Annotated in this window: 23 protein-coding genes; 9 read left to right on the forward strand and 14 right to left on the reverse strand. The window is 72.6% G+C overall.

Translation table 11 applies throughout. The features are described 5' to 3' along the window. Positions 1-44: 44 nt before the first annotated feature. The 3 genes from ACZ5L9_RS00115 to ACZ5L9_RS00125 all read right to left on the reverse strand — a co-directional run bounded on the left by ACZ5L9_RS00115 (position 45) and on the right by ACZ5L9_RS00125 (position 3,786). On the reverse strand, positions 45-596 hold the full coding sequence (locus ACZ5L9_RS00115; RefSeq protein WP_464532042.1) for a P-loop NTPase family protein: 552 nt from the start codon (positions 594-596) through the stop codon (positions 45-47). A gap of 4 nt (positions 597-600) precedes the next feature. Then, a complete protein-coding gene (gene leuS / locus ACZ5L9_RS00120; protein WP_464532044.1) occupies positions 601-3,042 on the reverse strand; it encodes a leucine--tRNA ligase in 2,442 nt (813 codons plus the stop codon). 96 nt (positions 3,043-3,138) lie between these two features. Then, positions 3,139-3,786, reverse strand: coding sequence for a TetR/AcrR family transcriptional regulator (locus ACZ5L9_RS00125; RefSeq protein ID WP_464532048.1), 648 nt, complete (start codon positions 3,784-3,786; stop codon positions 3,139-3,141). A gap of 331 nt (positions 3,787-4,117) precedes the next feature. Between ACZ5L9_RS00125 and ACZ5L9_RS00130 the strand changes: the two genes are divergently transcribed. Beyond that, a complete protein-coding gene (locus ACZ5L9_RS00130) occupies positions 4,118-5,572 on the forward strand; it encodes an MFS transporter (RefSeq protein WP_464532051.1) in 1,455 nt (484 codons plus the stop codon). A gap of 22 nt (positions 5,573-5,594) precedes the next feature. Here ACZ5L9_RS00130 and ACZ5L9_RS00135 read toward each other — a convergent pair whose 3' ends face one another. Next, positions 5,595-6,743, reverse strand: coding sequence for a zinc-binding dehydrogenase (locus tag ACZ5L9_RS00135; RefSeq protein WP_464532054.1), 1,149 nt, complete (start codon positions 6,741-6,743; stop codon positions 5,595-5,597). Positions 6,744-6,816: 73 nt separating this feature from the next. Between ACZ5L9_RS00135 and ACZ5L9_RS00140 the strand changes: the two genes are divergently transcribed. Continuing rightward, complete coding sequence (locus ACZ5L9_RS00140) at positions 6,817-7,605, forward strand: MBL fold metallo-hydrolase (RefSeq protein ID WP_464532056.1); 789 nt, start codon at positions 6,817-6,819, stop codon at positions 7,603-7,605. A 4-nt stretch (positions 7,606-7,609) separates the two neighbouring features. Then, entirely contained in the window at positions 7,610-9,016 is a 1,407-nt protein-coding gene (locus tag ACZ5L9_RS00145) for a cryptochrome/photolyase family protein (protein ID WP_464532059.1), read from the forward strand. A 27-nt stretch (positions 9,017-9,043) separates the two neighbouring features. Here the strand turns inward: ACZ5L9_RS00145 and ACZ5L9_RS00150 are convergent, their stop codons facing one another. Genes ACZ5L9_RS00150 through ACZ5L9_RS00160 form a run of 3 tightly spaced genes read right to left on the reverse strand, consistent with a single transcriptional unit; the run spans position 9,044 to position 13,214 of the window. Beyond that, positions 9,044-9,844 (reverse strand): DUF1295 domain-containing protein, encoded by an 801-nt coding sequence (locus ACZ5L9_RS00150; protein ID WP_464532063.1) that lies wholly within the window; start codon positions 9,842-9,844, stop codon positions 9,044-9,046. Continuing rightward, positions 9,841-11,133 carry a class I SAM-dependent methyltransferase gene (locus ACZ5L9_RS00155; RefSeq protein ID WP_464532067.1) on the reverse strand — a complete coding sequence of 431 codons (1,293 nt, stop codon included), beginning with the start codon at positions 11,131-11,133 and terminating at the stop codon, positions 9,841-9,843. The genes ACZ5L9_RS00150 and ACZ5L9_RS00155 overlap by 4 nt, the downstream gene beginning before the upstream one ends. Continuing rightward, positions 11,130-13,214 (reverse strand): DUF1365 family protein, encoded by a 2,085-nt coding sequence (locus ACZ5L9_RS00160; protein WP_464532070.1) that lies wholly within the window; start codon positions 13,212-13,214, stop codon positions 11,130-11,132. Before ACZ5L9_RS00160 ends, ACZ5L9_RS00155 begins: the two co-directional genes overlap by 4 nt. Positions 13,215-13,327: 113 nt before the next feature. Between ACZ5L9_RS00160 and ACZ5L9_RS00165 the strand changes: the two genes are divergently transcribed. From ACZ5L9_RS00165 to ACZ5L9_RS00190, 6 genes are all read left to right on the forward strand, one after another. Further along, positions 13,328-14,854: a molybdopterin-dependent oxidoreductase gene (locus tag ACZ5L9_RS00165; protein WP_464532075.1), complete on the forward strand. Its 1,527-nt coding sequence runs from the start codon at positions 13,328-13,330 to the stop codon at positions 14,852-14,854. Positions 14,855-14,936: 82 nt separating this feature from the next. Continuing rightward, positions 14,937-15,602 (forward strand): fasciclin domain-containing protein, encoded by a 666-nt coding sequence (locus ACZ5L9_RS00170; RefSeq protein WP_464532079.1) that lies wholly within the window; start codon positions 14,937-14,939, stop codon positions 15,600-15,602. Between the two features lie 26 nt (positions 15,603-15,628). Then, positions 15,629-16,234 (forward strand): ECF RNA polymerase sigma factor SigK, encoded by a 606-nt coding sequence (gene sigK, locus ACZ5L9_RS00175; protein ID WP_464532081.1) that lies wholly within the window; start codon positions 15,629-15,631, stop codon positions 16,232-16,234. Then, positions 16,231-16,947, forward strand: coding sequence for an anti-sigma factor (locus ACZ5L9_RS00180; RefSeq protein ID WP_464532085.1), 717 nt, complete (start codon positions 16,231-16,233; stop codon positions 16,945-16,947). The genes sigK and ACZ5L9_RS00180 overlap by 4 nt, the downstream gene beginning before the upstream one ends. A 145-nt stretch (positions 16,948-17,092) precedes the next feature. Next, positions 17,093-17,434 carry a TfoX/Sxy family protein gene (locus ACZ5L9_RS00185; protein ID WP_464532089.1) on the forward strand — a complete coding sequence of 114 codons (342 nt, stop codon included), beginning with the start codon at positions 17,093-17,095 and terminating at the stop codon, positions 17,432-17,434. Next, a complete protein-coding gene (locus ACZ5L9_RS00190; protein ID WP_464532093.1) occupies positions 17,431-18,285 on the forward strand; it encodes an adenylate/guanylate cyclase domain-containing protein in 855 nt (284 codons plus the stop codon). Before ACZ5L9_RS00185 ends, ACZ5L9_RS00190 begins: the two co-directional genes overlap by 4 nt. Before the next feature lie 60 nt (positions 18,286-18,345). On the opposite strand, the gene katG is transcribed toward ACZ5L9_RS00190, so the two are convergent. From katG to ACZ5L9_RS00225, 7 genes are read right to left on the reverse strand one after another with little or no spacing between them, the layout of a single operon-like run. After that, complete coding sequence (katG, locus tag ACZ5L9_RS00195) at positions 18,346-20,601, reverse strand: catalase/peroxidase HPI (RefSeq protein ID WP_464532096.1); 2,256 nt, start codon at positions 20,599-20,601, stop codon at positions 18,346-18,348. Between the two features lie 34 nt (positions 20,602-20,635). Further along, a complete protein-coding gene (locus tag ACZ5L9_RS00200) occupies positions 20,636-21,064 on the reverse strand; it encodes a Fur family transcriptional regulator (protein WP_464532098.1) in 429 nt (142 codons plus the stop codon). Positions 21,065-21,096: 32 nt separating this feature from the next. Further along, complete coding sequence (locus tag ACZ5L9_RS00205) at positions 21,097-21,891, reverse strand: IclR family transcriptional regulator (RefSeq protein WP_464532101.1); 795 nt, start codon at positions 21,889-21,891, stop codon at positions 21,097-21,099. 22 nt (positions 21,892-21,913) lie between these two features. Then, positions 21,914-22,426 (reverse strand): class III extradiol ring-cleavage dioxygenase family protein, encoded by a 513-nt coding sequence (locus ACZ5L9_RS00210; RefSeq protein WP_464532105.1) that lies wholly within the window; start codon positions 22,424-22,426, stop codon positions 21,914-21,916. Next, on the reverse strand, positions 22,423-23,286 hold the full coding sequence (gene folP, locus ACZ5L9_RS00215) for a dihydropteroate synthase (protein WP_464532109.1): 864 nt from the start codon (positions 23,284-23,286) through the stop codon (positions 22,423-22,425). The genes ACZ5L9_RS00210 and folP overlap by 4 nt, the downstream gene beginning before the upstream one ends. Continuing rightward, a complete protein-coding gene (locus ACZ5L9_RS00220; RefSeq protein ID WP_464532112.1) occupies positions 23,283-24,215 on the reverse strand; it encodes a glucosyl-3-phosphoglycerate synthase in 933 nt (310 codons plus the stop codon). Before ACZ5L9_RS00220 ends, folP begins: the two co-directional genes overlap by 4 nt. A gap of 45 nt (positions 24,216-24,260) precedes the next feature. Beyond that, positions 24,261-25,250 (reverse strand): ROK family protein, encoded by a 990-nt coding sequence (locus ACZ5L9_RS00225; RefSeq protein ID WP_464532114.1) that lies wholly within the window; start codon positions 25,248-25,250, stop codon positions 24,261-24,263. Between the last annotated feature and the right edge of the window lie 2 nt (positions 25,251-25,252).

A 25,252-nucleotide genomic window follows, 5' to 3' on the forward strand; every position in this document is an offset into this window, starting at 1 on the left:
CCTGCTGGTCGCCCTAGTGGCGATCCTGACGCTGATCTGCTGGCTCAGCCTCTGAGGCCATCGGCAGGCAGGCCGCCGAGCCAGGCGTCCGTCTGAGCCTGGGAGCGCAGCCGCACGATCGGCAGGTCCGCCCGCCCGGCGTCGGCGAGCCACGCCGGGAGGTCGCGGTACTTGTGCCGGGTGCGCCACGCCCAGCGGATGATCCCCTCCGGGGCGGTGAACGCGCGCCACAGCGGCGGCTCGACGTTGCCGTTCCACAGCGTCGTACGCCGCACCCGCCGCGACACCGTGCGCCGCACGACGCGGCTCATCCGCAGCCACAGCGGATAGTCCAGCCACACCACGAGCGTCGCCCGCTCGAGCAGCACCGGCCGAGCGGCGGCGTACTGCCACTCCGTGATCCACGCGTCCCGGGCGGCGAAGGCACGCACGTCGTCGATAAACTCGGGCCGCGGCGTCCAGCCGGGGCCGTGGTGGAGCCCGTCGATCTCGACGTGCTCGACCCCCAGCCGGGCGGAGACCCGCCCGGCCAGGGTCGTCTTGCCGGCACCCGAGGTGCCGACCACGACGATCCGGGTCTCGACAGGCTCGACCACCGGGCTAGACGACGATGTTGACCAGCTTCGGAGCGCGCACGATGACCTTCTTGGGGGTCTCGCCACCGAGGTCGACCGCCGCCAGGGCGAGCGCCTCGAGGTCGGCCTCGGAGATCGACGGGGCGACCTCCAGGCGGGCGCGCACCTTGCCCTTGACCTGGACCACCGCGGTCACGGTGTCGTCGACGAGAAGCGCCTCCTCGATGGCCGGCCAGCCGGCGCGCGCCACCGTGGTGGCGTGCTCGGGGTTGCGGCCGAGCCGCTCCCACATCTCCTCGGCGGTGTAGGGCGCGACCAGCGAGAGCAGGATCGCGACGGCCTCGACGGCCTCCCGCACGGCCGGGTCGCCGGCACCGATCTCCGGGTTGTCGATCGCCTTGCGGGTCGCGTTGACCAGCTCCATGGTGCGCGCGACCACCACGTTGAAGCGGTACGTCTCCATGAGGGCCTCGACCTCGTGCAGGGTCTTGTGCGTGACGCGGCGCAGCGCCACGTCGCCCTCGGCCGCCGAGACGCCCGGCTCCGACGTCACGTCGGTCGCCAGACGCAGCGCGCGGTGCAGGAAGCGGACCGATCCCGACGGCGAGACGTCGGCCCAGTCGATGTTGTCCTCCGGCGGGCTGGCGAAGACCAGGGTCAGGCGGACCGCGTCGACGCCGAACTCGTCGAGCTGGTCACCCAGGTTGACGCCGTTGCCGAGCGACTTCGACATCTTCTTGCCCTGGTTGATGACGACGCCCTGCGACATCAGCCGGGTGAAGGGCTCCTCGAAGTCGAGGTAGCCCTTGTCGTGCAGGACGTAGGTGAAGAAGCGCGAGTAGAGCAGGTGGAGCACCGCATGCTCCACCCCGCCGACGTACTGGTCGATCGGACCCCACTGCCGGAGCGCCTCGACGTCGAACGGCGCGGTGTCGAGGTGCGGGGAGACGTAGCGCAGGAAGTACCACGACGAGTCGACGAAGGTGTCCATCGTGTCGGAGTCGCGCTTGGCCGGGCCGCCGCACTGCGGGCACTCCACGTTGACCCAGGACTCGATCGCAGCCAGCGGGGAGCTGCCCTTCGGCTTCAGCTCCTCGCCCTTGACGTCGTCGGGCAGGCGTACGGGCAGCTCCGACTCCGGCACCGGGACCTCGCCACAGGCGGGGCAGTGGATGATCGGGATCGGCGCACCCCAGAAGCGCTGGCGCGAGAGCAGCCAGTCGCGCAGGCGGTAGTTGATCGTGCCCTGCCCGGTGCCGGCGGCCTCGAGCCGCTCGATGGAGGCAGCGATCGCCGCCTTCTTGTCGTACGGCGCAGCGCCCTCGGAGTCGTCGTAGACGGCGACGATCGGCAGGCCGAACTTCTCGGCGAACTCGCGGTCACGCTGGTCGTGCGCGGGCACGGCCATGATCGCGCCGGTGCCGTAGTCGGCCAGCACGTAGTCGGCAGCCCAGACCGGGATCTGGTCGCCGGTCAGCGGGTTGGTCGCGGTGATGCCGAGGTCGACGCCGGTCTTGGGGCGGTCGGTGGCCAGGCGGTCGATGTCGGAGGCCTTGCGGGTCTCCTCGACGTACGCCTCGAGCGCGGCGGCCTGGGCCGGCGCGACGATCTCGGTGGCGAGCGCGGCGTCGGCGGCGACGACCATGAACGTCGCGCCCGGCAGCGTGTCGGGGCGGGTGGTGAAGACCGTGACGGTACGGGTCTCGACGGGCTCGACCTCCGAGCCGGAGAGGTTGAGCACGAAGTCGACGTGCGCGCCGTCGGAGCGGCCGATCCAGTTGCGCTGCGAGGCGACGACGCGGTCAGGCCAGCTGCCCTCGAGCTGGTCGATGCCGTCGAGCAGGCGCTGGGCGTAGTCGGTGATCTTGAAGTACCACTGCGTCAGCTCCTTCTTGGTCACCACGGCGCCGCAGCGCTCGCACGTGCCGTCGGCCAGGACCTGCTCGTTGGCGAGCACGGTCTGGTCGTTGGGGCACCAGTTGACCGGGGAGTTCTTGCGGTAGGCCAGGCCCCACTCGCGGAACTTCAGGAAGAGCCACTGGGTCCAGCGGTAGTACTCCGGGTCGGAGGTGTGCAGCCGGCGCGACCAGTCGAACGAGACGCCGTAGCGGCGGAAGGACTCCGCCTGGGTCTCGATGTTGGCGTAGGTGTACTGCGCCGGGTGCTCGTTGCGCTTGATCGCGGCGTTCTCGGCGGGCAGGCCGAAGGAGTCCCAACCGATGGGGTTGAGGACGTCGTAGCCCTTCTGCCACCAGAAGCGCGCGAGCACGTCGTGCAGCGCCATCACCTCGGCGTGACCCATGTGGAGGTCACCCGACGGGTAGGGGAACATCGTCAGCGCGTAGCGCTTCTCGGCACCCTCACGCAGTCCCGCCTTGAACGGGTCGAGCCGCTCCCAGACCGGTCGCCACTTCTCCTGCAGCGCCTCGACGTCGTGCGTCGTGGCCTCCTGCTGCTCCTGCGTCATCGTCCTCGTCCCTCTACCGCTCGGTGAACGAGGACGATCATCCCAGACGCACGGCCCAGACTCCTACGCGACTCCGCCGCGACGCCCGGGGAGGGGTCAGGCCGGGAGCAGGAGCGTCGGCAGGAGCTGGCGCAGCGACTGCTCGATCTGGTCCATCGCGGCAGCGGGGCGCTCGTGCATCCCGAGCAGGGCCTGGAGGAAGAGGCCGTCGATGATGGCGTACGCGATCTGGGGCGACACCCCGACCTCGCGCCCGGAGAGGACGGCGTAGCGGGAGACGACCCGCCAGGTCATGTCCTGCAGCCACCCGTCGATGACCACGACGGTCTCGCGCAGCGGGTCCTCGAACATGCTGGCGGTGCGCAGGTCGTACCAGAGGCGGTGCATCGGGGCGTCCGAGGAGAGCGTGAGTCGCAGCCGCGCGATGAAGCCGTCGACCAGCTCCTGCGGGGTCGTGGCCTGATCGACGACGTCGTCGTAGCGCAGCACGCACCGCGCCTTGTGGTAGCGCACGCAGTAGACGATGAGCTCGTTCTTGTCGCGGAAGTAGTAGTGCACCACGCCGTGGCTGAACGGGGAGTTCGCGGCGATGTCGCGCAGACCCGTACGGGCGTAGCCCAGCTCGCCCAGGGTCACCAGCGCGGACTCGGCCAGCTGGTCCCGGCGGGTCTGGTGCTTGTCCTCCGTGCTGCGGCGCGGCTGAAGAACCGTCGCCACGCCGTCCTCAGCGAAGCTCGCGACCATCGTGCACTCCCATCCGCGGACACACCCGCAGTGGCGACCTTAACGCTCGGGTGCCCCTCGGGGGAACGAATCCGGAGAGTCGTCCCGGGTCCCGTTTCCGGGAGCCGGGAATGACGTTCGACACCGAATGATTTGGCGACCGCTACGGGTCATGTGAAGATGTCCCTGCGCCGCTGACCTGCCGCGTGACCCAGGCGAAGACCCCCCCATTTCGTCAGGGACTGCCGGGTCAGCGGCGTCTTCCATCTGCGCCGTCCGCGTGGCGGAGACCACGCTTCCAGGTCGCCCGCCGAAGGTAAAATCGGAGACTCATTCCGTTAAGGTCGAGAGCATGACGCAGCCCACCGGGGTGGAGATCGCAGCCCCTACCTCCCCGGGGCGATCCCGCGCCGAGCTCCTCATCGTCGGCACGGCCGCCCTGGCTGTCGCGATGTCGCAGTCGCTGCTGATCCCGGTCCTCGGCCTCCTGCCGGACCAGATCCCCTCCCACCCCTCGGCCTCGACCGTGGAGTGGCTGCTGACGTCGACCCTGCTCGTCGGCGCCGTCGCCGTGCCGCTCTTCGGTCGTCTCGGCGACATGTTCGGCAAGCGGCTGATGCTGGCGATCGCCGTCCTGGCACTGGTGGTCGGCTCCGTACTCAGCGCCGTGACGACCGATGTCACCGTCATCATCATCGGCCGCGCCGTCCAGGGCGCATCGATGGCCGCCATCCCGCTCGGGATCAGCCTGCTCGCCTCGCTCCTCCCCCGGGACAAGGTCGGCCCGGCGATCGCGCTGATCAGCGCGATGCTGGGCGTGGGCAGCGCGCTCGCGCTGCCGATCGGCGGCCTGATCGGGGAGCACGTCGACTTCCGCTGGACCTTCTGGATCACCGCGATCGTCGGGGCGGTCTCCCTGGTCGGCATCTGGACCGTGGTCCCCGAGGCGCTCAGCCGGACGCGCGGCCGGATCGACTACGTCGGCGCCGTACTGCTCAGCGCCGCACTCGTCGCCCTCCTGCTACCGCTCGCCGAGACCTCGTCGTGGGGCTGGGGCTCGGCGCGGACCCTCGGCCTGCTGGCCGTCGCCGCCGTCCTGCTCGTCCTCTTCGGCATGGTCGAGTCACGCACCTCCGATCCGCTCGTCGACCTGGCCGCCCTGCGGCGCAAGCCGATCGTGCTGACGAACGTCGCGTCGGTGCTCTTCGGCTTCGCGCTCTTCGCGATGATGATCGGCACCGCGCAGTACGTCCAGGCGCCGGTCGAGAGCGGGTACGGCTTCGGCTCCACCATCCTGGTCAGCGGCCTGGCGATGCTGCCCGCCGGCCTGATGATGCTGCTGCTCTCGAACGTCTCGGCGGCCATGATCCACAGGATCGGCGCCCCGAAGACGCTCGCGGCCGGCGCCCTCATCGTGGGCCTGGGCTGGGTCGTCCGGATCACCCTGACCGCCCACCTGTGGGAGGTCATCGCCGGCACCACCGTGATCGGCGTCGGCGTCGCCCTCGGGTACGCCGCCATGCCGACCCTGATCAACACCCACACCCCGGTCACCGAGCTGGCCGCGGCCAACGGCCTCAACTCGCTGGCGCGATCGCTCGGCACGTCGCTCGCCTCCGCGATCGGCGGCTCGGTGCTCGCCGGCCACCTCGTGGTCACGGTGATCGACGGCCAGCCGGCCGCCTGGTCGACGCTCGGCTCCTACCGCGCCCTGTTCGCCGCCTGCATCGTCGCCTCGGTCGTCGCCGCCGCCCTGGCCCTGCGGGTCCCGCGTCGTCCCGACGCGGACGCGATGCCGGAGCTCTGAGCGTCTCCCGCCGGTCGACCGCCTAGCGCAGCGGGTCGATCAGGATCTTGGCGTGCTCGCCGGCGTCGGCGAGCTGCTCGAACGCCGCGGCGACGCCGTCGAGCCCGATCGTGCCGGTGACCAGCGGCGCCGGGTCGACCCGACCCGAGGCGATCCACTGCAGGGTCTCGTGGAACTCCGCCGGGTCGTAGCCGAAGACGAACCGCAGGTCGATCTCCTTGCCGATCGCCACCGAGGGCCGGATCCGGTCGGGCTCCATGCAGACGCCCACCACGATCACCCGCGAGCGCAGCGGCGCCTGGGCGACGAGGCCGTCGATCATCCCCGGGACGCCGACGCACTCGAAGACGACCGGGCCCCTCGGCACCTGACCGGCCCGCTCGGCCAGCCGCATCGCGCGGGCCCACGGCAGCAGCGGCACCGAGCGCAGCCCGCGCATGCTGCCGAGCGCGAGGTCGAAGAGCTGGGAGGCGCTGCGCAGGTGGCCGCGACGCCTGCCGTACGCGTCGAACGGGTCGCTCTCGCGTGGGTCGACCACGATGTCGGCCCCGCACCTGCCGGCGAGGTCGCGGCGGGCCGCGGAGAGGTCGGAGGCGACCACGGTCCGTACGCCGGCCGCCTTGAGCATCAGGATCACCGCGAGCCCGATCGGACCGCAGCCGATCACCAGCGCGACCTCGCGCGAGCCGATCTGTGCTCGCCGGACCGCGTGATGGGCCACCGCGAGCGGCTCGGTGAGCGCGGCGTGCTCGTCGCTGACGCCGCTCGGCACCGGGAGGGTGAACGCCTCCGAGACGAGGACCTGCTCGGCGTACCCGCCCGGCGCCTTCGGCGAGAGCCCGGTCAGGTGGACGCCCTCCTCGGTGCCGAGCATCGGCAACGCCACCACCCGCGATCCGGTCGCCCAGGCGTGGCGGGTCTTCGGGCCGTACTCCCTGATCGTGCCGACGAACTCGTGCCCCAGGACCACGCTGTCGCTCGAGCGCATGAAGTCCTCGTAGCCCACCTCGGTGAGCGCATCGGCGGTCACGTCGCCGTGCGTTCGGGCGTGCAGGTCGGAGCCGCAGATCCCGCAGCGCACCACATCGAGCAGGATCTGGCCCGGTCCGGGTCGCAGATCGGCGATCTCGGAGACCTCGAGCCGACCCTCGTGCGTGGTGACCGCTCTCATGGCGGCGAGTCTGGCAGACCGGCCACGAACGGCTCCGAGCGTCGGCAGGCTCGCGTCGCCTAGATTGACCGGCATGCGGGTTCATCACCTCAACTGCGGCACGATGCGGCCGCTCCTGACGCCCGAGCTGGTCGCCCACGTGCTCCTGGTGGAGACCGACCGGTCCGGCCTGGTGCTCGTCGACACCGGGTACGGGCTGGCGGACGGCGCGGCTCCGGGCAGCCGGCTCGGCCCCGGCCGGCACGTGATCCGGCCGGTCCTCGACCCCGCGGAGACGGCCCTGCGACAGGTGGAGGCACTGGGCTTCTCCGCCGCCGACGTGCAGCACGTCGTGCTCACCCACGCGGACATGGACCACATCGGCGGGCTGAGCGACTTCCCCGAAGCACGGATCCACCTGACCACGTCCGAGGCGCGTGCCGCGCAGCAGCCGCGGACGCGGCTCGAGAGGACCCGCTACCGCGCCGCCCAGCTCGCCCACCACCCGCACCTGGTCGAGCACTCCCCCGTCGCCGGCGAGGCCTGGCGCGGCTTCGCCGCCGCCCGCGAGCTGACCGAGATCTCCGACGGCATCGTCCTGGTCGCGCTGCCCGGCCACACCCGCGGCCACGCGGCGGTCGCGGTCGACGCGGGCGAGCGCTGGGTGCTGCACGCCGGCGACGCGTTCTACGACGAGCGCCAGCTCTCCGGGGGCCGTACGCCGACCTCCGTCCTGCTCTCCGAGCGATCCTTCGCCCACGAGTGGCGGCTCGTGCAGCGCAACCACGCCCGGCTCGCCGAGCTGTGGGCCACCCACGACCCGGGACTGCTGCTGGTCAACGCGCACGACCCGGCCCTGCTCCGCCGCGCCCAGGAGCGCTGAGATCGTGGGCGCCTCGGTGCTGTGGCTCCGGCGCGACCTGCGCCTGGGCGACCACCCCGCGCTCGACGCCGCCGCGGCCGCGGCCGGCGAGGACGGCGTGGTCCCGCTCTTCGTCCTCGACGACGCCCTGCTGCGCGCGTCCGGGCCGGTCCGGACCGCGTGGGTGCTGCGCTCGCTGCACGCGCTCGACCGGGACCTGCGCGAGCACGACACCCGGCTGCTCGTCCGGCACGGGCGGCCCGAGCAGGTCGTGCCCGGCGTGGTCGCCGAGACGGGCGCCGGCAGCGTGCACGTCAGCGCCGACTTCGCGCCGTACGGGAGGCGCCGCGACGAGCGGGTCCGGCAGGCGCTCGGCGAGCTGCGCGCCGGCGACGGCGACGGGCCGGTGCCGCTGGTGGCGACCGGCTCGCCGTACGCGGTCGCACCCGGCCGGGTGCGGACCAAGGCGGACAAGCCGTTCCAGGTCTACGGTCCGTTCTACCGGGCCTGGATGGCGCACGGCTGGCGCGCCCCGGCCGCGACGGATGCCGCGGCCATCACCTGGGCGGTGTCGAAGCACGACGCCCACGTGCACAGCGAGCACCTCCCCGACGAGCCGGACATCGGCGACACCGCCCTGCCGGAGGCCGGCGAGGCGGCGGCGCTGGCCGCCTGGGCGTCGTTCCGCGAGCGGCTCACGGACTACCCCGAGGCACGCGAGCGCGCCGACGTCGACGGCAGCTCGCGGCTCTCGCCGTACCTGAAGATCGGCAGCATCCACCCGCGCACCCTGCTGGCCGACCTCGGGCCGGACGACGACGTCTTCCGGCGGGAGCTGGCCTGGCGCGAGTTCTACGCAGCGGTGCTCGACGCCTGGCCGGCGAGCGCGCGGGACTACTTCCGCCCGGAGCTGCGCGGGCTGCCCTACGTCACCGGCACCGAGCTGCGCGACCGGCTGACGGCCTGGCAGGAGGGCCGGACCGGCTATCCGCTGGTCGACGCCGGGATGCGGCAGCTGCTCGGCGAGGGCTGGATGCACAACCGGGTGCGGATGCTGGTGGCGTCGTTCCTGGTCAAGGACCTGCACGTGGAGTGGCAGCACGGTGCGCGGCACTTCCTGCGGCACCTGATCGACGGCGACCTGGCCAGCAACCAGCACAACTGGCAGTGGGTGGCCGGCTGCGGGACCGACGCGGCGCCGTACTTCCGGATCTTCAATCCGGTCACCCAGTCGCGGAAGTTCGATCCCGACGGCGTGTACATCCGGCGCTGGGTGCCGGAGCTGCGCGCGCTGGACGGACGCGAGGTGCACGAGCCGTGGCGGCTCGAGGGCGGCTCGCCGGCGGGCTATCCGGCACCGATCGTCGACCATGCCGAGCAGCGCGCCGAGACGCTCTCGGCGTACGAGGAGCTGCGCCGGCAGGCGCGCTGATGCCCGCCGGCGCAGGTTCGTGGGCGGCTACCGCCGAGGTGGTCGCGGCACCAGCATCGGGGTGCGGGCGGCGTACGCGTCCCAGCCCGGTCGCCCCTGCATCCGCCGCTCGGTCGGCTTCACGCCGGTGACCGCGGTGAGGAACCACGTCATCGCGATCGGCGCCGGCAGGCTGAGGAGGCCGGCGATCGGGCCGGTCGCGAGACCACCGGCGAGCCAGAGCCCCCACCACACGCAGGCGTCGCCGAAGTAGTTCGGGTGCCGGGTCCAGGCCCACAGCCCACGGTCGAGCACCGGGCCCCGCTCCGGGTCGCGCCGGTAGGCCGCGAGCTGGGCGTCCCCGACGGCCTCGAAGAGCACGCCGATCACCCACGCGACCACCCCGAGCACCACCGCCCACGGCCAGCGCGTCGCGGTGGCGACGCCGACCACGACCGGCGTGGAGACGAGCGCCGCCGCGGCCCCCTGGGTGGCGAACACCCGGCGCACGATGGTGCGGAACGGCACCTCGCGGTAGGGGCCGCCGAGCATCTCCTCGTAGCGCGGGTCGTCGTGGTCGGCGCTCCGGATCCGGGCCAGCAGGTGGCGGCTCAGCCGCAGCCCCCACGCCGCCACCAGCGCGACGAGCAGCCAGCGTCGGACCGGGCCGTCGGCGCCCAGCGCGGTCGCGACCACGCCCGCCGCCACGGCCACCGCGACGAACGCGATGCCCCAGGCCGCGTCCACGACCACGTAGCGCTGCAGCCGGCGTGACCACAGCGCCGCGGCGGTCATCACCGCCGCGGCGGCGAGCAGGGTGGTCGCCACCAGCGCCCAGGCGGTGCTCATCCGTTCTCCCGGGTGCCGGTCATCCCGCCCCCGCGCTCGAAGCGCAGCTGCAGATCATCGAGGTAGCCCGACGCGAAGCCGGCACGGGAGTACTCCAGGTAGAAGTGCCACATCCGGACGAAGGTCTCGTCGAAGCCGAGTGCGGAGACCTCGTCAGCGGCCGCCCGGAAGCGCTCGTCCCACTGCCGCAGCGTCTCGGCGTAGTGCAGCCCGAGCGTGGTGCGGTGGGTCCGGCGCAGGCCGTGGCGCCAGGCCTGCTCGACCAGCGCCTTCTCCGAGGGCAGGAAGCCGCCGGGGAAGATGTACTTGTTGATCCAGGTGTAGCTGTCCCGGGTCGCCAGCATCTGCGCGTGCGGCATGGTGATCGCCTGCAATGCGATGGTGCCGTAGGGCGCCAGCAGCCGCTCGAGGGCGCCGAAGTAGTCGCCCCAGTGCCGCCACCCGACCGCCTCGACCATCTCCACCGAGACGATCGCGTCGTACTCGCCCTGGAGGTCGCGGTAGTCGCACAGCTCCACCTCGATGCTGTCGCCGAGCCCCGCCTCCGCGATCCGCCGGCGGGCGAGGTCACGCTGCTCGACCGAGAGCGTGACCGTGTGCACGGTGGCGCCGCGTCGGGCGGCCTCCATCGCCAGCTCGCCCCAGCCGGTGCCGATCTCGAGCAGTCGGGTGCCGGAGCCGACCCGCGCCAGGTCCAGCAGTGCGGTGATCTTGCGCTGCTGGGCGCGGGCGAGGTCGTCGCCGGCCACCGGCCGGTCGAGCCGGTCGGTGCGGAACCACGCCGAGGAGTAGGTCATGGTCGGGTCGAGGAAGAGGGCGAAGAAGTCGTTCGACAGGTCGTAGTGGTGCGCGATGTTGCGCTGCGTGTCGCGCCGGGCGCCGCGATCGCGCGACGGGGTCCGGGGCATCGCCACGCCGCGGAGGGCCTGCAGCCAGCGCGGCGTCAGGCGCTCGACGTTCGCGGCCAGCACGCCGAGGAAGCCCGCGAGGTCCTCGGCGTCCCAGGCGCCGGTCAGGTAGGCCTCGCCGAAGCCGACCAGCTTGTCGGTGCCGAGCCGGGCGAAGAACTCGTCGGGCCGGTGGATGAGCATCTCCGGGCCGCCGCGCCCGAACGGGCCGCCGTCGGGATCGCCGGCCAGCCGGACGGTGACGTCGAGCCTCTCGACGGTTCGCAGGAACACTCGTCGGGCGATCCGCGCGCTCAGCGCTGCGAGCGGACCGCTCGGTATCCGGTCGAGGTGGGCCCAGCTCTCGAGGGGCTGGGTCGTGGGACAGTCGGTCGCGGTCATCGCACGCCTTCCTGGTGATGGACGGGACGGGGTCGGATCGGGAGGCCGCGGCTCCACAGCCGCAGCCCGTGCAGCCGGATCAGCAGCGCGTCGCGCAGGCCGGCCATGCCTGCGGTGCGGGCGGCCGCGCTGCCTGGCTCGATGCGCCGGCCGGTGAGCGAGGCGTTGAAGGCGGCGCCGTCGGCGGTCCGCAGCCGGACCGCGATGTCGAGACGATCGGTGGGCCGCGGTGCGCGGACGTCGTACTCGCCGTCGAGGCCGTGGAACGGCGAGACGTACATCTGCTTGTCCACCGGGCCCGGGTGCTCGGGATCGAGGAGGTAGGCGTGCCGGTCGCCGTAGGTGTTGTGCACCTCGACCACGGTGGCCAGCGCGCTGCCGTCCTCGCGCTCGCACCAGAACACGCTGATCGGGTTGAAGCAGAAGCCGAGCGCCCGCGGGTGTGCGGCGAGCAGCACACGACCCCGCCCGAGCTCGACGCCGTGGCCGGCGAGGAAGCCCGCGAGGTTCTCGCGGACGCTGCGGCTCGGGTCGCCGAGGTGATCGCGCGCCTCGATGCTGCCGCGCCAGAAGGCCCGCCACCGCTCGCGGCGGGTGCGGAGGTCCGGGAGCCGGTCGAGATCGCTCAGCCACATCGTGGAGCGGTGGGTGAACTCCCGGCGCCACGGGGCACGCCGCACGTGCCGCACGGTGGTGGCGTAGACGGCCGGGTCGGTCGCGGCGGCCCGCTCCGGAGCGGGCTGTCGGCCGGGCTGCCGGGCGATCCGCAGCGGCCGCGCGAGGCCGAGCCGCTCGGCCGCCGCCAGCCCCGAGCGCGCGCCGTCCTCGTGGAACCCCCACCCGTGGTACGCCCCGGCGAACGCGATCCGTCGCGTCTCGATCTCGGGCAGCCTGGCCTGCGCCGCCACCGACTCCGGGGTGTAGAGCGGGTGCTCGTAGGACATCCGGTCGATCACCGTCGCCGGGTCGATCAGGTCCTCGCCACCGAGCGTGACCAGGTAGCGGACGTCGGTGTCGAGTCGCTGCAGCCGGGTCAGGTCGTAGGTCACGACCACCGGGCCCGCCTCCTCGCGTACGCGCCGGAAGTTCCAGGACGACCAGGTGCGCCGCGATCGCGGCAGCAGGCTGGTGTCGGTGTGCAGCACCGCGGTGTTGCGGGAGTACGGCAGTGCGCTCAGCACCCGGTGCTGCGCGGGGGTCGGGGCGACCAGCATCCGCAGCGCCTGGCTCGGGTGGACGGCGATGATGACGGCGTCGTACGCCTCGACCGTGCCGGCCGCGGTGCCCACGAGGACCCCGCCCGGGTGCTCGCGGACCTCGACCACCGGGTCTGCGAGCCGGACGTCGGGCAGGTGCGCCGCGATCCGCCGGACGTACTCCCGCGAGCCGCCGCTCACCGTGCGCCACGTCGGGCTGCCAGTGATCGAGAGCATCCCGTGGTGCTCCAGGAAGCGGAACAGGTAGCGCGCCGGATAGGCGGTCGCCGACAGCGGATCGCACGACCACACCGCCGCGACCAGAGGCTCCATGAAGTCGCGGACGAACCGCGGCGAGAAGCCGCCCTCGGCCAGGAACGCGGCCAGCGTCTGGTCGGCGCCGGACCCGTCCTCACCGGACCCGTCCTCACCGGACCCGTCCTCGCCGGCTCCGGGCTCGGTCGCGAGCAGTGCTCGCGCCCGCCGGTGGAAGCGCGGGATCTCGGCGAGCATCCGCAGGTGGTCCCGATCGGCCAGCAGGGCGGCGTTCGGGAGGACCCCGCCCAGGCCCCGGGCGCCGGCCCACTCCACGCCGGTGCGCGGATCGCTGATCGACATCGACATCTCGGAGTCCTGGGTGGCGACGCCCAGCTCGTCGAAGATCCGGGTCAGCACCGGGTAGGTGCGCAGGTTGTGCACGATGAACCCGGTGTCGATCGCGAGCGTCCGGTCGCCCTCGCGGACGTCGTGGGTGTGCGCATGCCCACCGAGCCGCTCATCGGCCTCGTAGAGGGTGACGTCGGCCGAGGTGCGGCTCTCGTAGGCCGCGACCAAGCCGGCCACGCCCGATCCGATCACGGCGACGCGCGTCCGCGTGTGCTGCATCCGTTCCTCCGCGCTCCTGGGGACCCCGAGGGGTGCTCTCGAAGGTGATTCGGAGCAGGGCCGAAATCGGATGGGTGCCGATCCGATCCGAGCTCCCGCTCCGAACAACCACCATGAGAAGTACCCTCCGGCTCGCCATCGGTCCCATCGTCGGCGGCCTCGGTCTCGCGGCCGGGCACCTCGTCGCCGCTTTCACCACGCCCGCGGCCTCCCCGGTGCTCGCCGTCGGCTCCACCGTCATCGACCACACCCCGACCCCGATGAAGGAGTGGGCGATCGCCCACTTCGGCACCCACGACAAGACGATCCTGGTCGGATCGGTGCTGGTCGTGGTGCTGCTCGTGGCCACCGCCGTCGGCCCGCTGGCCCATCGTCGCCTCGGCTACGGCGTGGCCGCGCTCGGCGCCCTGGCCTGCATCGCCGCCGGCTGCGCGGTACGGCGGCCCGAGGCGAGCGCGTCGGCGGTCGTGCCGAGCGTGGTGACGGGCGTGGTCGCGATCGCGGCGCTGGCGCTGGTGATGCGGCTCGATGGCGCCGCGGCACGCCCGGCCCGCACCTCGACCGCCGGGCGCGGGCCGGGTGCGGTGACCCGTCGTACCATCCTCGTCCTGGGCGCGCTCACGGCCGCGGCCGCCGCCCTCGGCGAGACCGGCCGTCTGGTGATCGCGCGGCGCGCCCGCGCCGAGGACGTGACCCTGCCGGCCCCCGCGGATCCGGCGCCGCCCTTCCCGGCCGGCATCGACCGCACCGTGCCCGGCATCACCGCGTTCCGCACCCCGTCCGACAGCTTCTACCGGGTGGATACCCGGCTCGACGTGCCGGTGGTGGACAGCGGCGGCTGGTCGCTGCGGGTCGACGGAGACGTGGCCCACCCGTTCGACATCGGGTTCGACGAGCTGCTCGCGATGCCGATGATCGAGCGTGACATCACCCTGACCTGCGTCTCCAACAGCGTCGGCGGTCCTTACGTCGGCGGCGCCCGCTGGCTGGGCGTCCGGCTCACCGATCTCCTCGACCGCGCCGGGGTGGGCGGCACCGCCGACCAGATCCTCAGCACCGACGTGAGCGGCATGACGATCAGCACGCCCCTCGCGCTGGCCACCGACGGGCGCGACGCGATGCTCGCCGTCGGCATGAACGGCGAGCCGCTCCCCCGCGAGCACGGCTTCCCGGTGCGGATGGTGATCCCGGGCCTCTACGGCTTCATCAGCGCCACCAAGTGGATCACCCGCCTGAACCTGACCACCTACGCCAAGGAGAAGGCGTACTGGACCAAGCGCGGGTGGGCCACCGACGCCCCGATCAAGATCTCCAGCCGGATCGACACGCCGCGACCGCTCGCCACGCTGAAGGCCGGCGACCAGGTGATGGGCGGCGTCGCCTGGGCCCAGGAGAACGGCGGCGTCGCCCGGGTCGAGGTCAGCATCGACGGCGGCCCGTGGACCAGGGCCCACCTCGGCCCGAGCGCCGGCAACGACTACTGGCGCCAGTGGTACGCCCCGTGGCACGCCACGTCCGGCAGCCACCAGCTCTCCTGCCGGGTCGTCGACGGGTCGGGCCAGGTGCAGTCGCCGGTGCGCGCGGAGCCCTTCCCGTCGGGCTCCAGCGGCGTGCAGAGCATCAGCGTCGAAGTCGGCTGAGCTCGCACCCATCCGTTGACGTACCTGCTCCGAATCATCACCAGAAGCAACACCCCGTGAGCCACAACCGGAAGGCATCGCCATGAAGATCACCACCCTGCGTCGCTCGAGCACCATCGCCGTCGCCGCCGCGGCCCTGACCCTCGGCCTCGGCGCGTGCGGGAGCAGCGACAACTCGGCAGCCGACAACAGCGCCGGCGACACGACCAGCTCGATGGCCTCGAGCCCGATGGCCTCGGACTCGATGAGCGCCAGCGCCATGGCGGACGTCGCGTCCCAGACGTTCGGACCCGCCTGCTCGGCGATCCCGAAGACCGGGGCCGGCTCCTTCGACGGCATGGTCAAGGACCCGGTCGCCACCGCCGCCAGCAACAACCCGCTGCTGAGCACGCTGGTCACCGCCGTCGGCAAGGCCGGCCTCGCCGACACGCTCAACGGCGCCGACGGCCTGACCGTCTTCGCACCCACCAACGACGCGTTCGCCAAGCTGCCCAAGGCGACGCTCGACAAGGTGCTCGCCGACAAGGCGACCCTCACCAAGATCCTGACCCACCACGTCGTGGCCGGCAAGCTCGACCCGACCCAGGTGGTGGGCTCGCAGACCACGCTCAACAAGGACTCGGTCACCGTCAGCGGCGACACCAGCGGAATGACCGTCGATGGTGCGAAGGTTCTGTGTGGGAACATCCCCACGGCGAACGCGACGGTCTACGTCATCGACACCGTGCTGATGCCGAAGGGCATGTGACACGACGCGAGAGGGATCGAGGACAGATGAACGACCTGCGATCGGTCCCGGGCGGTGCCCCCGAGGAGGGAGCGCCGCCCGGCCCCGATCTGGCCTCCCTGCTGCAGCGCTCGGCGCGCGGTGACGAGCAGGCCTTCGCCACGCTCTATGACGCCACCGCGGCCAAGGCACACGGTCTGAGCCTGCGGGTCGTCCGCGATCCGGCGCAGGCCGAGGAGGTGACCCAGGAGTCGTTCCTCGAGGTGTGGCGCAACGCGTCGCGCTTCGATCCCGATCGCGGCAGTGCCGCCGCCTGGATCCTGACCATCGTCCACCGGCGCGCGGTCGACCGGGTCCGAGCGGCGGAGTCCGCCACCCGGCGCGACACCGCGTATCACGACACCAACCGGCCCGTCAGCCACGACGAGACCGCCGAGGCGGCCACGGCATCGCTGGAGGCCCACCGCGTACGGTCGGCGCTCGCGACGCTGACCCCGGTCCAACGCGAGGCCGTGGAGCTGGCCTACCTGCGGGGCTACACGCACAGCGAGGTGGCCCGGATGCTCGACCTACCGGTCGGCACCGCCAAGACCCGGATCAGGGACGGCCTGATCCGCCTACGAGACACGATGGGAGTGGGGAGCGTCCGATGAGCACTGGCCCGATGAACTACGACATTCACGCCCTGTCGGGCGCCTATGCCGTCGATGCCCTCGATGACGAGGAGCGCGCCGAGTTCGAGCGCCACCTGGCCGGCTGCGAGGCCTGCCAGGCCGAGGTGGACGGCCTGCGCGAGGCGGCCGCCACCCTCGCCGACATCACCGCCGTCGAGCCGCCCGACGCGCTCCGAGAGCGCCTGCTGGCCGACATCCGGACCGTACGCCCGCTCCCTCCCGTGATCGAGCAGGCCGACCGCCGGGCCCGGACACGCCGGCGCTGGATCGGACTGATCGCGGCGGCGGCCGTGATCGCGCTGGGCGCGGTGGCCTGGCATCCGTGGACGTCCTCGGCGCCGCAGCAGCTCACCGCCGTCGCCCAGATCCAGCAGGCCCCGGACGCGCAGAGCTACGTCGCCCGCGCGGACGGCGCGACCGTCACGGTCTACCGCTCGGCCAGCCTGGATCGTGCCGCGGTGGTCGCCCAGGACATGCCGCAGGCACCGAGCGGCAAGGTCTACCAGCTGTGGCTGCAGGACCCCGCCGGCACGATGCATCCCGCGGGCTTCCTCGACTCCGGCGCGAGGAGCACGACCACGCTGTCGGGCGACGTCGCGACGGCGACCGGGGCCGGGATCACTGTCGAGCCGACCGGTGGGTCACCGCAGCCCACCTCCACGCCGATGGCGCTGGTGCCGTTCAGCGCCTGAGTGCCGGGTGCCGGTTCGGCAAGGTATGCAGACGAACCCGCGCTTCCCGTGCGGAACTCACCGTGGGAAGTGTTGGTTCGGCTGCATACCTCGATGGACCGGCACGACGCTGGACCCACCCGACCGGAGCATCGACACTGGGCCCATGGCGTACGACGAGACCCTCGCCGCCCGGATCCGCGACGTGCTCTCCGATGCGGCCCCGCAGGCGATCGAGCGGCGGATGTTCGGCGGGCTCGCCTTCCTGATCGACGGCAACATGGCGGTCGCGGCCAGCGGCAGCGGCGGGCTCATGCTGCGCTGCTCCCCCGACGAGGCCGAGCGACTGCTCGCCGATCCGGCAGCGCACCCGATGGTGATGCGCGGTCGCGCGATGAGCGGCTGGCTCCGGGTCGACGACACCGCCCTCGACCCGGCGGCGTTCCGGCACTGGATCGGCATCGGGCTCGACCGGGCGGCGTCGCTGCCGCCGAAGGCAGTGCGGTGAGCGTCGCGCTGACGCTGCTCGCGCTGGTCCTGGTGATCGTCCTGATCGCGGGCGGGCTCCTTGCCGCGCACCAGCGGAGCCAGCTGCGCGCCGCGCGGGCGCGCATCGACGAGCTCGAGTCGTCGGTGCACCGGCTGGAGGCCGTCGCGGCCGACGCCCTCGGCGAGCGGACCGACAGCAGGGCTGCGCGGGTGGCGCGCGGTGCGGCCCGGGCGGCGGTCCTCGCCACCGGTCGGCTCCGCGAGGGCGGGGTCGGCGGCCTGGTGAGCGCCTCCTTCGACGACCTGGCACGGTTCGTCACCGACGACCGGCTCGAGATCGAGCGAATCGCGACACCGGACGGCACCGTGACGATCCTCTTCTCCGACATCGTCGACTCCACCGCGACCAACGAGCGGCTCGGCGACAAGCAATGGCTCAAGGTGCTGCGCGCCCACGACGAGGTCGTACGACGCGAGGTCGAGGCCCGTCGCGGCCACGTGGTGAAGTCGCAGGGCGACGGCTACATGGTCGTCTTCCCCGACCCCCTCGCCGGCGTGCGCGCGGCGCTGGCGATCCAGGCCGGGCTGCCCGGGCGACGCCGGCTGCGACTGGCCGAGGTCCACGTCCGGATCGGCCTCCACGCCGGCCAGGTCCTCTCCCACGACGGCGACTACTTCGGCCGCAACGTCGCGATGGCTGCCCGCGTCGCCGCCCACGCCGGCGCGGACGAGGTGCTGGTGAGCGAGGACGTGCGGGACGCGGTCGCCGGCGCCCCGGCGTTGGCCGTCGAGCTCGTCGCGACCACCGACCTCAAGGGCCTGGCCGGCGAGCACCGGCTGTGGCGGGTGAGCACCGCCGCGCCGGCGTGAGCGACGCGAAGAGGGCCGGTCCCCGTAGGAGACCGGCCCTCTGTCGTGGGTGCGTCTAGATCACTTCAGGTCGAAGCGGTCCAGCTCGGCGACCTTCACCCACGCGGCGACGAAGTCGCGCACGAACTTCTCCTGCGCGTCGTTGGCGGCGTAGACCTCGGCGAGCGCCCGCAGCTGCGAGTTCGAGCCGAAGATCAGGTCGTTGGCGGTGGCCGTCCACTTCACCTCGCCGGAGGCGGAGTCGTGGATCTCGTAGACGTTCTCCTCGCCCGTCGACGCCTTCACCTCGGTGCCCGGAGCGAGCAGGTTGGCGAAGAAGTCGGTCGACAGCACGCCGACGCGGTCGGTGAGCACGCCGTGCTTGCTCTCGCCGGCGTTGGCGCCGAGCGCTCGCAGGCCGCCGAGCAGGACCGTCATCTCCGGGGCCGTGAGGTCGAGGAAGTAGGCACGCTCGACCAGCAGCGTCTCCACCGGCAGCTTCTCGCCCGGGCGGACGTAGTTGCGGAAGCCGTCGCCGCGCGGCTCGAGTACCCGGAAGGAGTCGACGTCGGTCTGCTCCTGCGCGGCGTCCGTACGGCCGGCGTGGAACGGCACGGTGACCTCGACGCCGGCGTCCTTGGCGGCCTTCTCGACCGCCGCGTTGCCGGCCAGGACGATGAGGTCGGCCAGGGAGATCTGCTTGCCGCCGGCGTTGAATCCGGCCTGGATCTCCTCCAGCTTCGCGATGACCTCGCTGGTCCCGGCGTTGACCGCCCAACTCCGCTGCGGCTCCAGACGCAGGCGGGCACCGTTGGCGCCACCGCGCTTGTCGGTGGAGCGGAAGCTCGCAGCCGACGCCCATGCCGTGTTGACCAGCTGCGAGATCGACAGACCCGACTCGAGGACCGTGGCCTTCAGCGCGGCGACGTCGGCGTCGGAGACCAGCTCGTGGTCGACGGCCGGGACCGGGTCCTGCCACAGCTGCTCCGCCGGCACCCACGGACCGAGGTAGCGGCTGATCGGGCCCATGTCGCGGTGCAGCAGCTTGTACCAGGCCTTGGCGAACGCGTCCGCGAACTCCTCCGGGTTCTCCAGGAAGCGGCGCGAGATCTTCTCGTACTCCGGGTCGAACCGCAGCGCCAGGTCGGAGGTGAGCATGCGCGGCTCGCGCTTGCCCTCGCCCTGTGCGTCGGGGACCAGGCCGGCGCCGCCGTTGTTGACCGGGCGCCACTGGTTGGCACCGGCCGGCGACTGGAACAGCTCCCACTCGTAGCCGAACAGGATGTGGAAGAACTCGTTGTCCCACCGGGTCGGGTGGTAGGTCCAGGTGACCTCGAGGCCCGAGGTGATCGCGTCGATGCCCTTGCCGCTGCCGTGGCTGCTCTTCCAGCCCAGGCCCTGCGCCTCGAGCGGGGCGCCCTCGGGCTCGGGGCCGACCAGGGCCGCGTCGCCGGCGCCGTGGGTCTTGCCGAAGGTGTGACCACCGGCGATGAGGGCGACGGTCTCCTCGTCGTTCATCGCCATCCGGGCGAAGGTGTCGCGGATGTCGCGCGCCGAGGCCACCGGGTCCGGGTTGCCGTTGGGGCCCTCGGGGTTGACGTAGATGAGACCCATCTGGACGGCGCCGAGCGCGTCGTCGAGCCGTCGCTCCTCGGCGCTGGCGTAGCGCTCGTCACCGAGCCAGGTGTCCTCGGAGCCCCAGAAGATCTCCTCCGGCTCCCAGGTGTCCGGGCGGCCGAACGCGAAGCCGAACGTGGTGAAGCCCATGTCCTCGAGGGCGACGTTGCCGGCCAGGACGAGCAGGTCGGACCAGGAGATCTTCTGGCCGTACTTCTGCTTGACCGGCCACAGCAGGCGGCGGGCCTTGTCGAGGTTGCCGTTGTCCGGCCAGGAGTTGAGCGGAGCGAAGCGCTGCTGGCCCTCACCCGCGCCGCCGCGGCCGTCGTAGATACGGTACGTGCCGGCGGCGTGCCAGCTCAGCCGGATCATCAGGCCGCCGTAGTGCCCGAAGTCGGCCGGCCACCAGTCCTGCGAGTCGCGCAGGACGGCGGCGACGTCGGCCTTGAGCGCCTCGACGTCGAGCTTCTTGAACTCCTCGGCGTAGTCGAAGTCGGCGCCGAGCGGGTTGCCGGCCGTCGAGTGCGCGTGCAGGACGGACAGGTCGAGCTGGTTGGGCCACCAGTCCTTGTTGGTGCGCGGCCGGCCGCCGGTCTGCGGGGTCGGCGAGCTCAGCGCGGGGTTCTCGCTCTCGCTGCCGCGGCTGGTGGCGCCGTCGTGCATGACGGGGCAGCCGCCCTCCGCCTTGCGGTCGATGCCCTGGGGGCTCTCCTCAGTCATGTTCAATCCCTTCGTATGGGTCCGTGTGGGGTTCTCAGAGGCTGGTGGTGGCGCAGTCGGAGCAGATGCCCCAGTAGATGACCTCGGCCTCGTCGATGACGAAGCCGTGGTCGTCCGAGGCGGTCAGGCACGGGGTGTGCCCGACCGCGCAGTCGACGTCGGCGATGGCTCCGCAGACACGACAGACGACATGGTGGTGGTTGTCCCCGACGCGGGACTCGTAGCGGGCGACCGTGCCGCGCGGCTGGATGCGACGCACGAGTCCGGCCGCGGTCAGCGCGTTGAGACCGTCGTAGACGGCCTGGTGGGAGACCTCGGGCAGCGCGGTGCGCACCGCACTCAGGATCGAGTCGGTGTCGGCGTGGGGGTGCTGGTGCACCGCATCGAGGACCGCCAGTCGCGGTCGCGTGACCCGCAGCTCGGCGCCCCGGAGCATCTGCTCGTACTGGGGCAGGGACGACATGACTCGCATCCTTCTCTTTAATCTTGAAAGAGTCAAGAAAAGGTGTGCGGAACCTCTGATGGCGTGTCGGTGACCGCTCGGCTGGTCCGCACCAGCACGCTCGACAGGCCGGTCGCGGCGGCCCGTACGGCGGCGACGTGCTGCTCGGGACGGAACCGGCCGACCGGCCCGGTGACGCTGATCGCGGCCACCGCGGCGCGGCCACCGGCATCCAGGACCGGGGCCGCCACACAGCGCAGCCCGACCGTGGACTCCTCCTGCTCGAACGCCACGCCCTTCTCCAGGACGGTGGCGAGCTGGCGGCGCAGCAGGCCGGGCGCGACGATCGTGTGCGGCGTACGACGCTCCAGCGGCCCGGTGAGCACGGCCTGCTGGGTCGGCGCGTCGGCGTAGGCGAGCAGCACCTTGCCGATCGCGGTGCAGTGCATCGGCATCCGCCCGCCCGTACGGGACGGGGTGGCGACCTGCCGGTGGCCGCCGATCTTCGCGACGTAGACGACCTCGTGGCCCTCGGCGACCCCGAGGTGGACGGTCTCGTGGGTGCGCTCGTAGAGGTCCTGCAGGAACGGCATCGCCAGCTCGAGCAGGCTGCGCTCGACCGAGGCGCGCATGCCGAGCTCGAAGAGGCCGCCGCTGAGTCGGTAGCCGCCCTCGACGCGGTCGAGCAGGCGCAGCTCGACCAGGTCGCCGGCCATCCGGTGGACGGTCGCCTTGGGCAGCCCGGTGCGCCGGGACAGCTCGGCCAGCGAGAGCACCGGATCCTCGGGCCCGAACGCGCGCAGCAGCGCGACCGCACGGCCGAGCACGCTGTCGAGTCCCGCGCCCATGGTCTAGATCATGCCCGCCGGATCATGCCTGCCAGCGGATCACCCAGTACTGCACGCCGTACGGGAGGTCGTCGTAGAGCACCTCGGCGCGCGCACCGGCGACCAGGCCGGCGAGGCACGGGAGCGCCGCGACGTCGGCCCACAGCTCCTCGGCGAGCACCTGGTCGACGTCGGCGAGGGCGGCCGGGTCCTCGACCAGGGCGCGTCGCAGGGCGGCGTCGTACGCCTCGGCGCGCTCGTCCAGGAAGCCGGGCGCCTTCTCCGTACGGCACGCCGTTCCGTTGCCCACGACGAGCACCGCGCGCCCGCGGGCGGAGGCCGAGCCTGTCGAGACCCCGGCCAGCACGCTCTCCGCGACCCGGCGGCCCTGCTCGGAGGCGACGATCTCGACGTCGCCACCGAGCCACGCGACGGCCTCGGTGACGGCGGCCCGGAGCTCGGCGACCGGATCGTGCAAGGAGGCGTGCTCGGGCAGCAGTGCGAGCACCCCGGGGATGAGGACGACGCGCCTCGACGTCTCGCTGTGCCCGCTCACTGGATCCCCCGGATGGCTCGGGCAGGCAGGCGCCGGCCGGCGATGGTCCACGCCATGTCGACGACCTGGCGGGTCTCCTCGACCTGATGGACCCGGTAGATCCGGGCGCCGGCGTTGGCGCAGATCGCCGTCGCCGCCAAGGTGCCGAGGAGGCGCTCCCCGACCGGGCGGTCGAGGGTCTCGCCGACGAAGTCCTTGTTGGACAGGCTCACCAGGACCGGCCAGCCGGTCTCGACCATCTCCCCCAGCCGGCGGGTGACCTCCAGGGAGTGGAAGGTGTTCTTGCCGAAGTCGTGGGCCGGGTCGATGACGATGGACTCGCGCGCGACGCCGGCGGCGAGCGCCCGCTCGGCGTAGGCGAGGGTGTCGTCGAGGACCGAGCGCATCACGTCGTCGTAGTGGATCCGGTAGGGGCGGGTGCGGGGCGTGACGCCGCCGGTGTGGGTGCAGATGATCGAGGCGTCGTACTGCGCGGCGACGTCGACCAGCTCCGGGTCCGCGCCGCCCCAGGCGTCGTTGAGCACGTCGGCGCCGGCCTCGCAGACCGCGGCGCCGACCTCGGCACGCCAGGTGTCCACGCTGATGACCAGGTCCGGGAACTCGTCGCGGACGCGCGCGACGAAGTCGACGACCCGCGCCTTCTCCTCGGCCGGGCCGATCTCGACGCCGGGCGCGGCCTTGATCCCGCCGATGTCGACGATCTCGGCACCCTGCCCCACCACCAGCCGGACCCGCTCGAAGGCGGCGTCCTCGGCCCAGGTGGCGCCCTTGTCGAAGAAGGAGTCGGGCGTACGGTTCACGATCGCCATCATCAGGGTCTCGTCGTCGCCGAAGGTGTGCTTGCGCAGGCGCAGCGTCATCGGACCTCCCAGGCCGGTGGGCGCTCGTGGATCCCGACGGCGCGCGGGGTGTGCGCGATGCCGGTCTCGTCGGGCAGGAACTGCTGGACCGCGATCCGGTCGAGGCCCGTCACCGCGTCGGCCGGGGCGCCCTGCTGGCGGCGGGCGACGGCGGCGAGCAGTTGGGTGGCCATCAGGCCGAGGTCGAAGAGGTCCTGGTGCCGGTGACCGCGACGGCCGAGGTCGACCTGGGCGATGGCGTCCGCGCCGGCACCGGCGAGGGTGTCGATCAGCGCGGCGATCTCGACGGCGTACCCGACCGGCACCGCGAGGGTCTCGAAGAGGCTGCGTCGCACGGCCCACTCCCCCGCCAGTGGCTGGACCAGCCCGGCAAGCTCGGGATAGTGCAGCGCGATGAGGGGGCGGGCGACCAGCTCGGTGACCCGGCCGCCGTCGAGACCGTGCTCGCCGGGGCGCTGGTAGAAGCCCTTGACCAGGGAGATCTCCGGGCGGGTGAGCAGCGGGCCGAGCAGGCCGGGCACGAAGTGGGTGTCCCACTCGACCAGGTCGGCGTCCATGAAGACGATCAGGTCGCCCTCGGTGACGAACAGCGACTTCCACATCGCCTCGCCCTTGCCCGGGTACGTGCCCAGGTCGGGGCGGATCCCGGCCGCGGAGTGGACCGCGGCTCCGGCCTCGGCCGCGATCCGCGCGGTGGCGTCGGTGGAGTCGGAGTCGATGACGACGATCTCGTCGACCAGCGCCGCGGTCTCCATCAGCGCCTCGCGCGCTCGGCTGACGACCTGTCCGACGGTGGCGGCCTCGTTGCGGGCCGGGACGACCAGGCTCACCCGGTGCTCGGCCTTGGCCTCGACCAGGGAGTCGAGGGTCCACTCACGCCCGTGGTGGGTGTTCCGCTCGAACCACGTCGTCCGGGGAGCACTAGTCACAGCGCGACCCTACCGACCCGCCACAGACCACTCGGCGCAAGGCACCTATCGGACGGAGCGGGCGAGCGCGGCGGCGCCGACGACGCCGGACTCCGGACCGAACGCGCCGCGGACGATGCCCGGGATCACGCGGTGCCCGGCACCGACCAGCGACTGCTCCAGCGCGGCCCGGGCGGGGTCGAGCAGCAGGTCGCCGGAGGCCGACACGCCGCCGCCGACCACCACCAGCTCGGGGTCGAAGGCGGCCACCAGGTTGGCGATGCCGACGCCGAGCCAGCCGCCGATCTCGTCGAAGGCGTCGAGCGCGATCCGGTCGCCGCCGAGGGCGGCCTCGGTGACCATCGGTCCGGTCAGCGCCGAGGGGACGCCGCCGGTGAGCTCCTCGAGGCGGGTGGTGCCGGCGTAGGACTCGATGATCCGGCGACGCGCGTAGCGGACCAGGGCGTTGCCCGACGAGTACTGCTCCCAGCAGCCCGATCCGCCGCACTCGCAGCCCCGGCCGTCGGGGACGACCTGCATGTGGCCGAACTCGCCGGCCATGCCGTTGCGGCCGCGCAGCAGGGTGCCGCCGAGCACGACGGCGCCGCCGATGCCGGTGCCCATCGTCACCATCAGCACGTCGCCGGCATGCCGGGCCGCGCCGATGGAGATCTCGGCGCGGGCCGAGCAGTTCGCGTCGTTGTCGAGCGCGACCGGGATCCCCCAGCGCGCCTCGAGCCGCGAGCGGGTCGGGTCGTCGCGCCAGGGCAGGTGCGGCGCGAACATGACCCGCTCGCCGTACGCGTCGACGAAGCCGGCCGCGGCGATGCCGACAGCGGCGATCGGGCGGCCGTCGGCCGCCTCGAAGATCGCCTCGGTGAGCGCGTCCTCGACCAGCGCGACGTCGACGCGGCGTCCGGGCGTGGAGCGGCGGGCGATCGGCCCGACCTCCCCGGCGGCGGAGACGGTCGCGGCGATCACCTTGGTGCCGCCGATGTCGACGCCGACGTAGACGCCGTCGCCCGCACCGCTCGCCCCGACCTCCTGCCCGCCCATGT

This window comes from Nocardioides sp. JCM 18998, assembly GCF_055391535.1.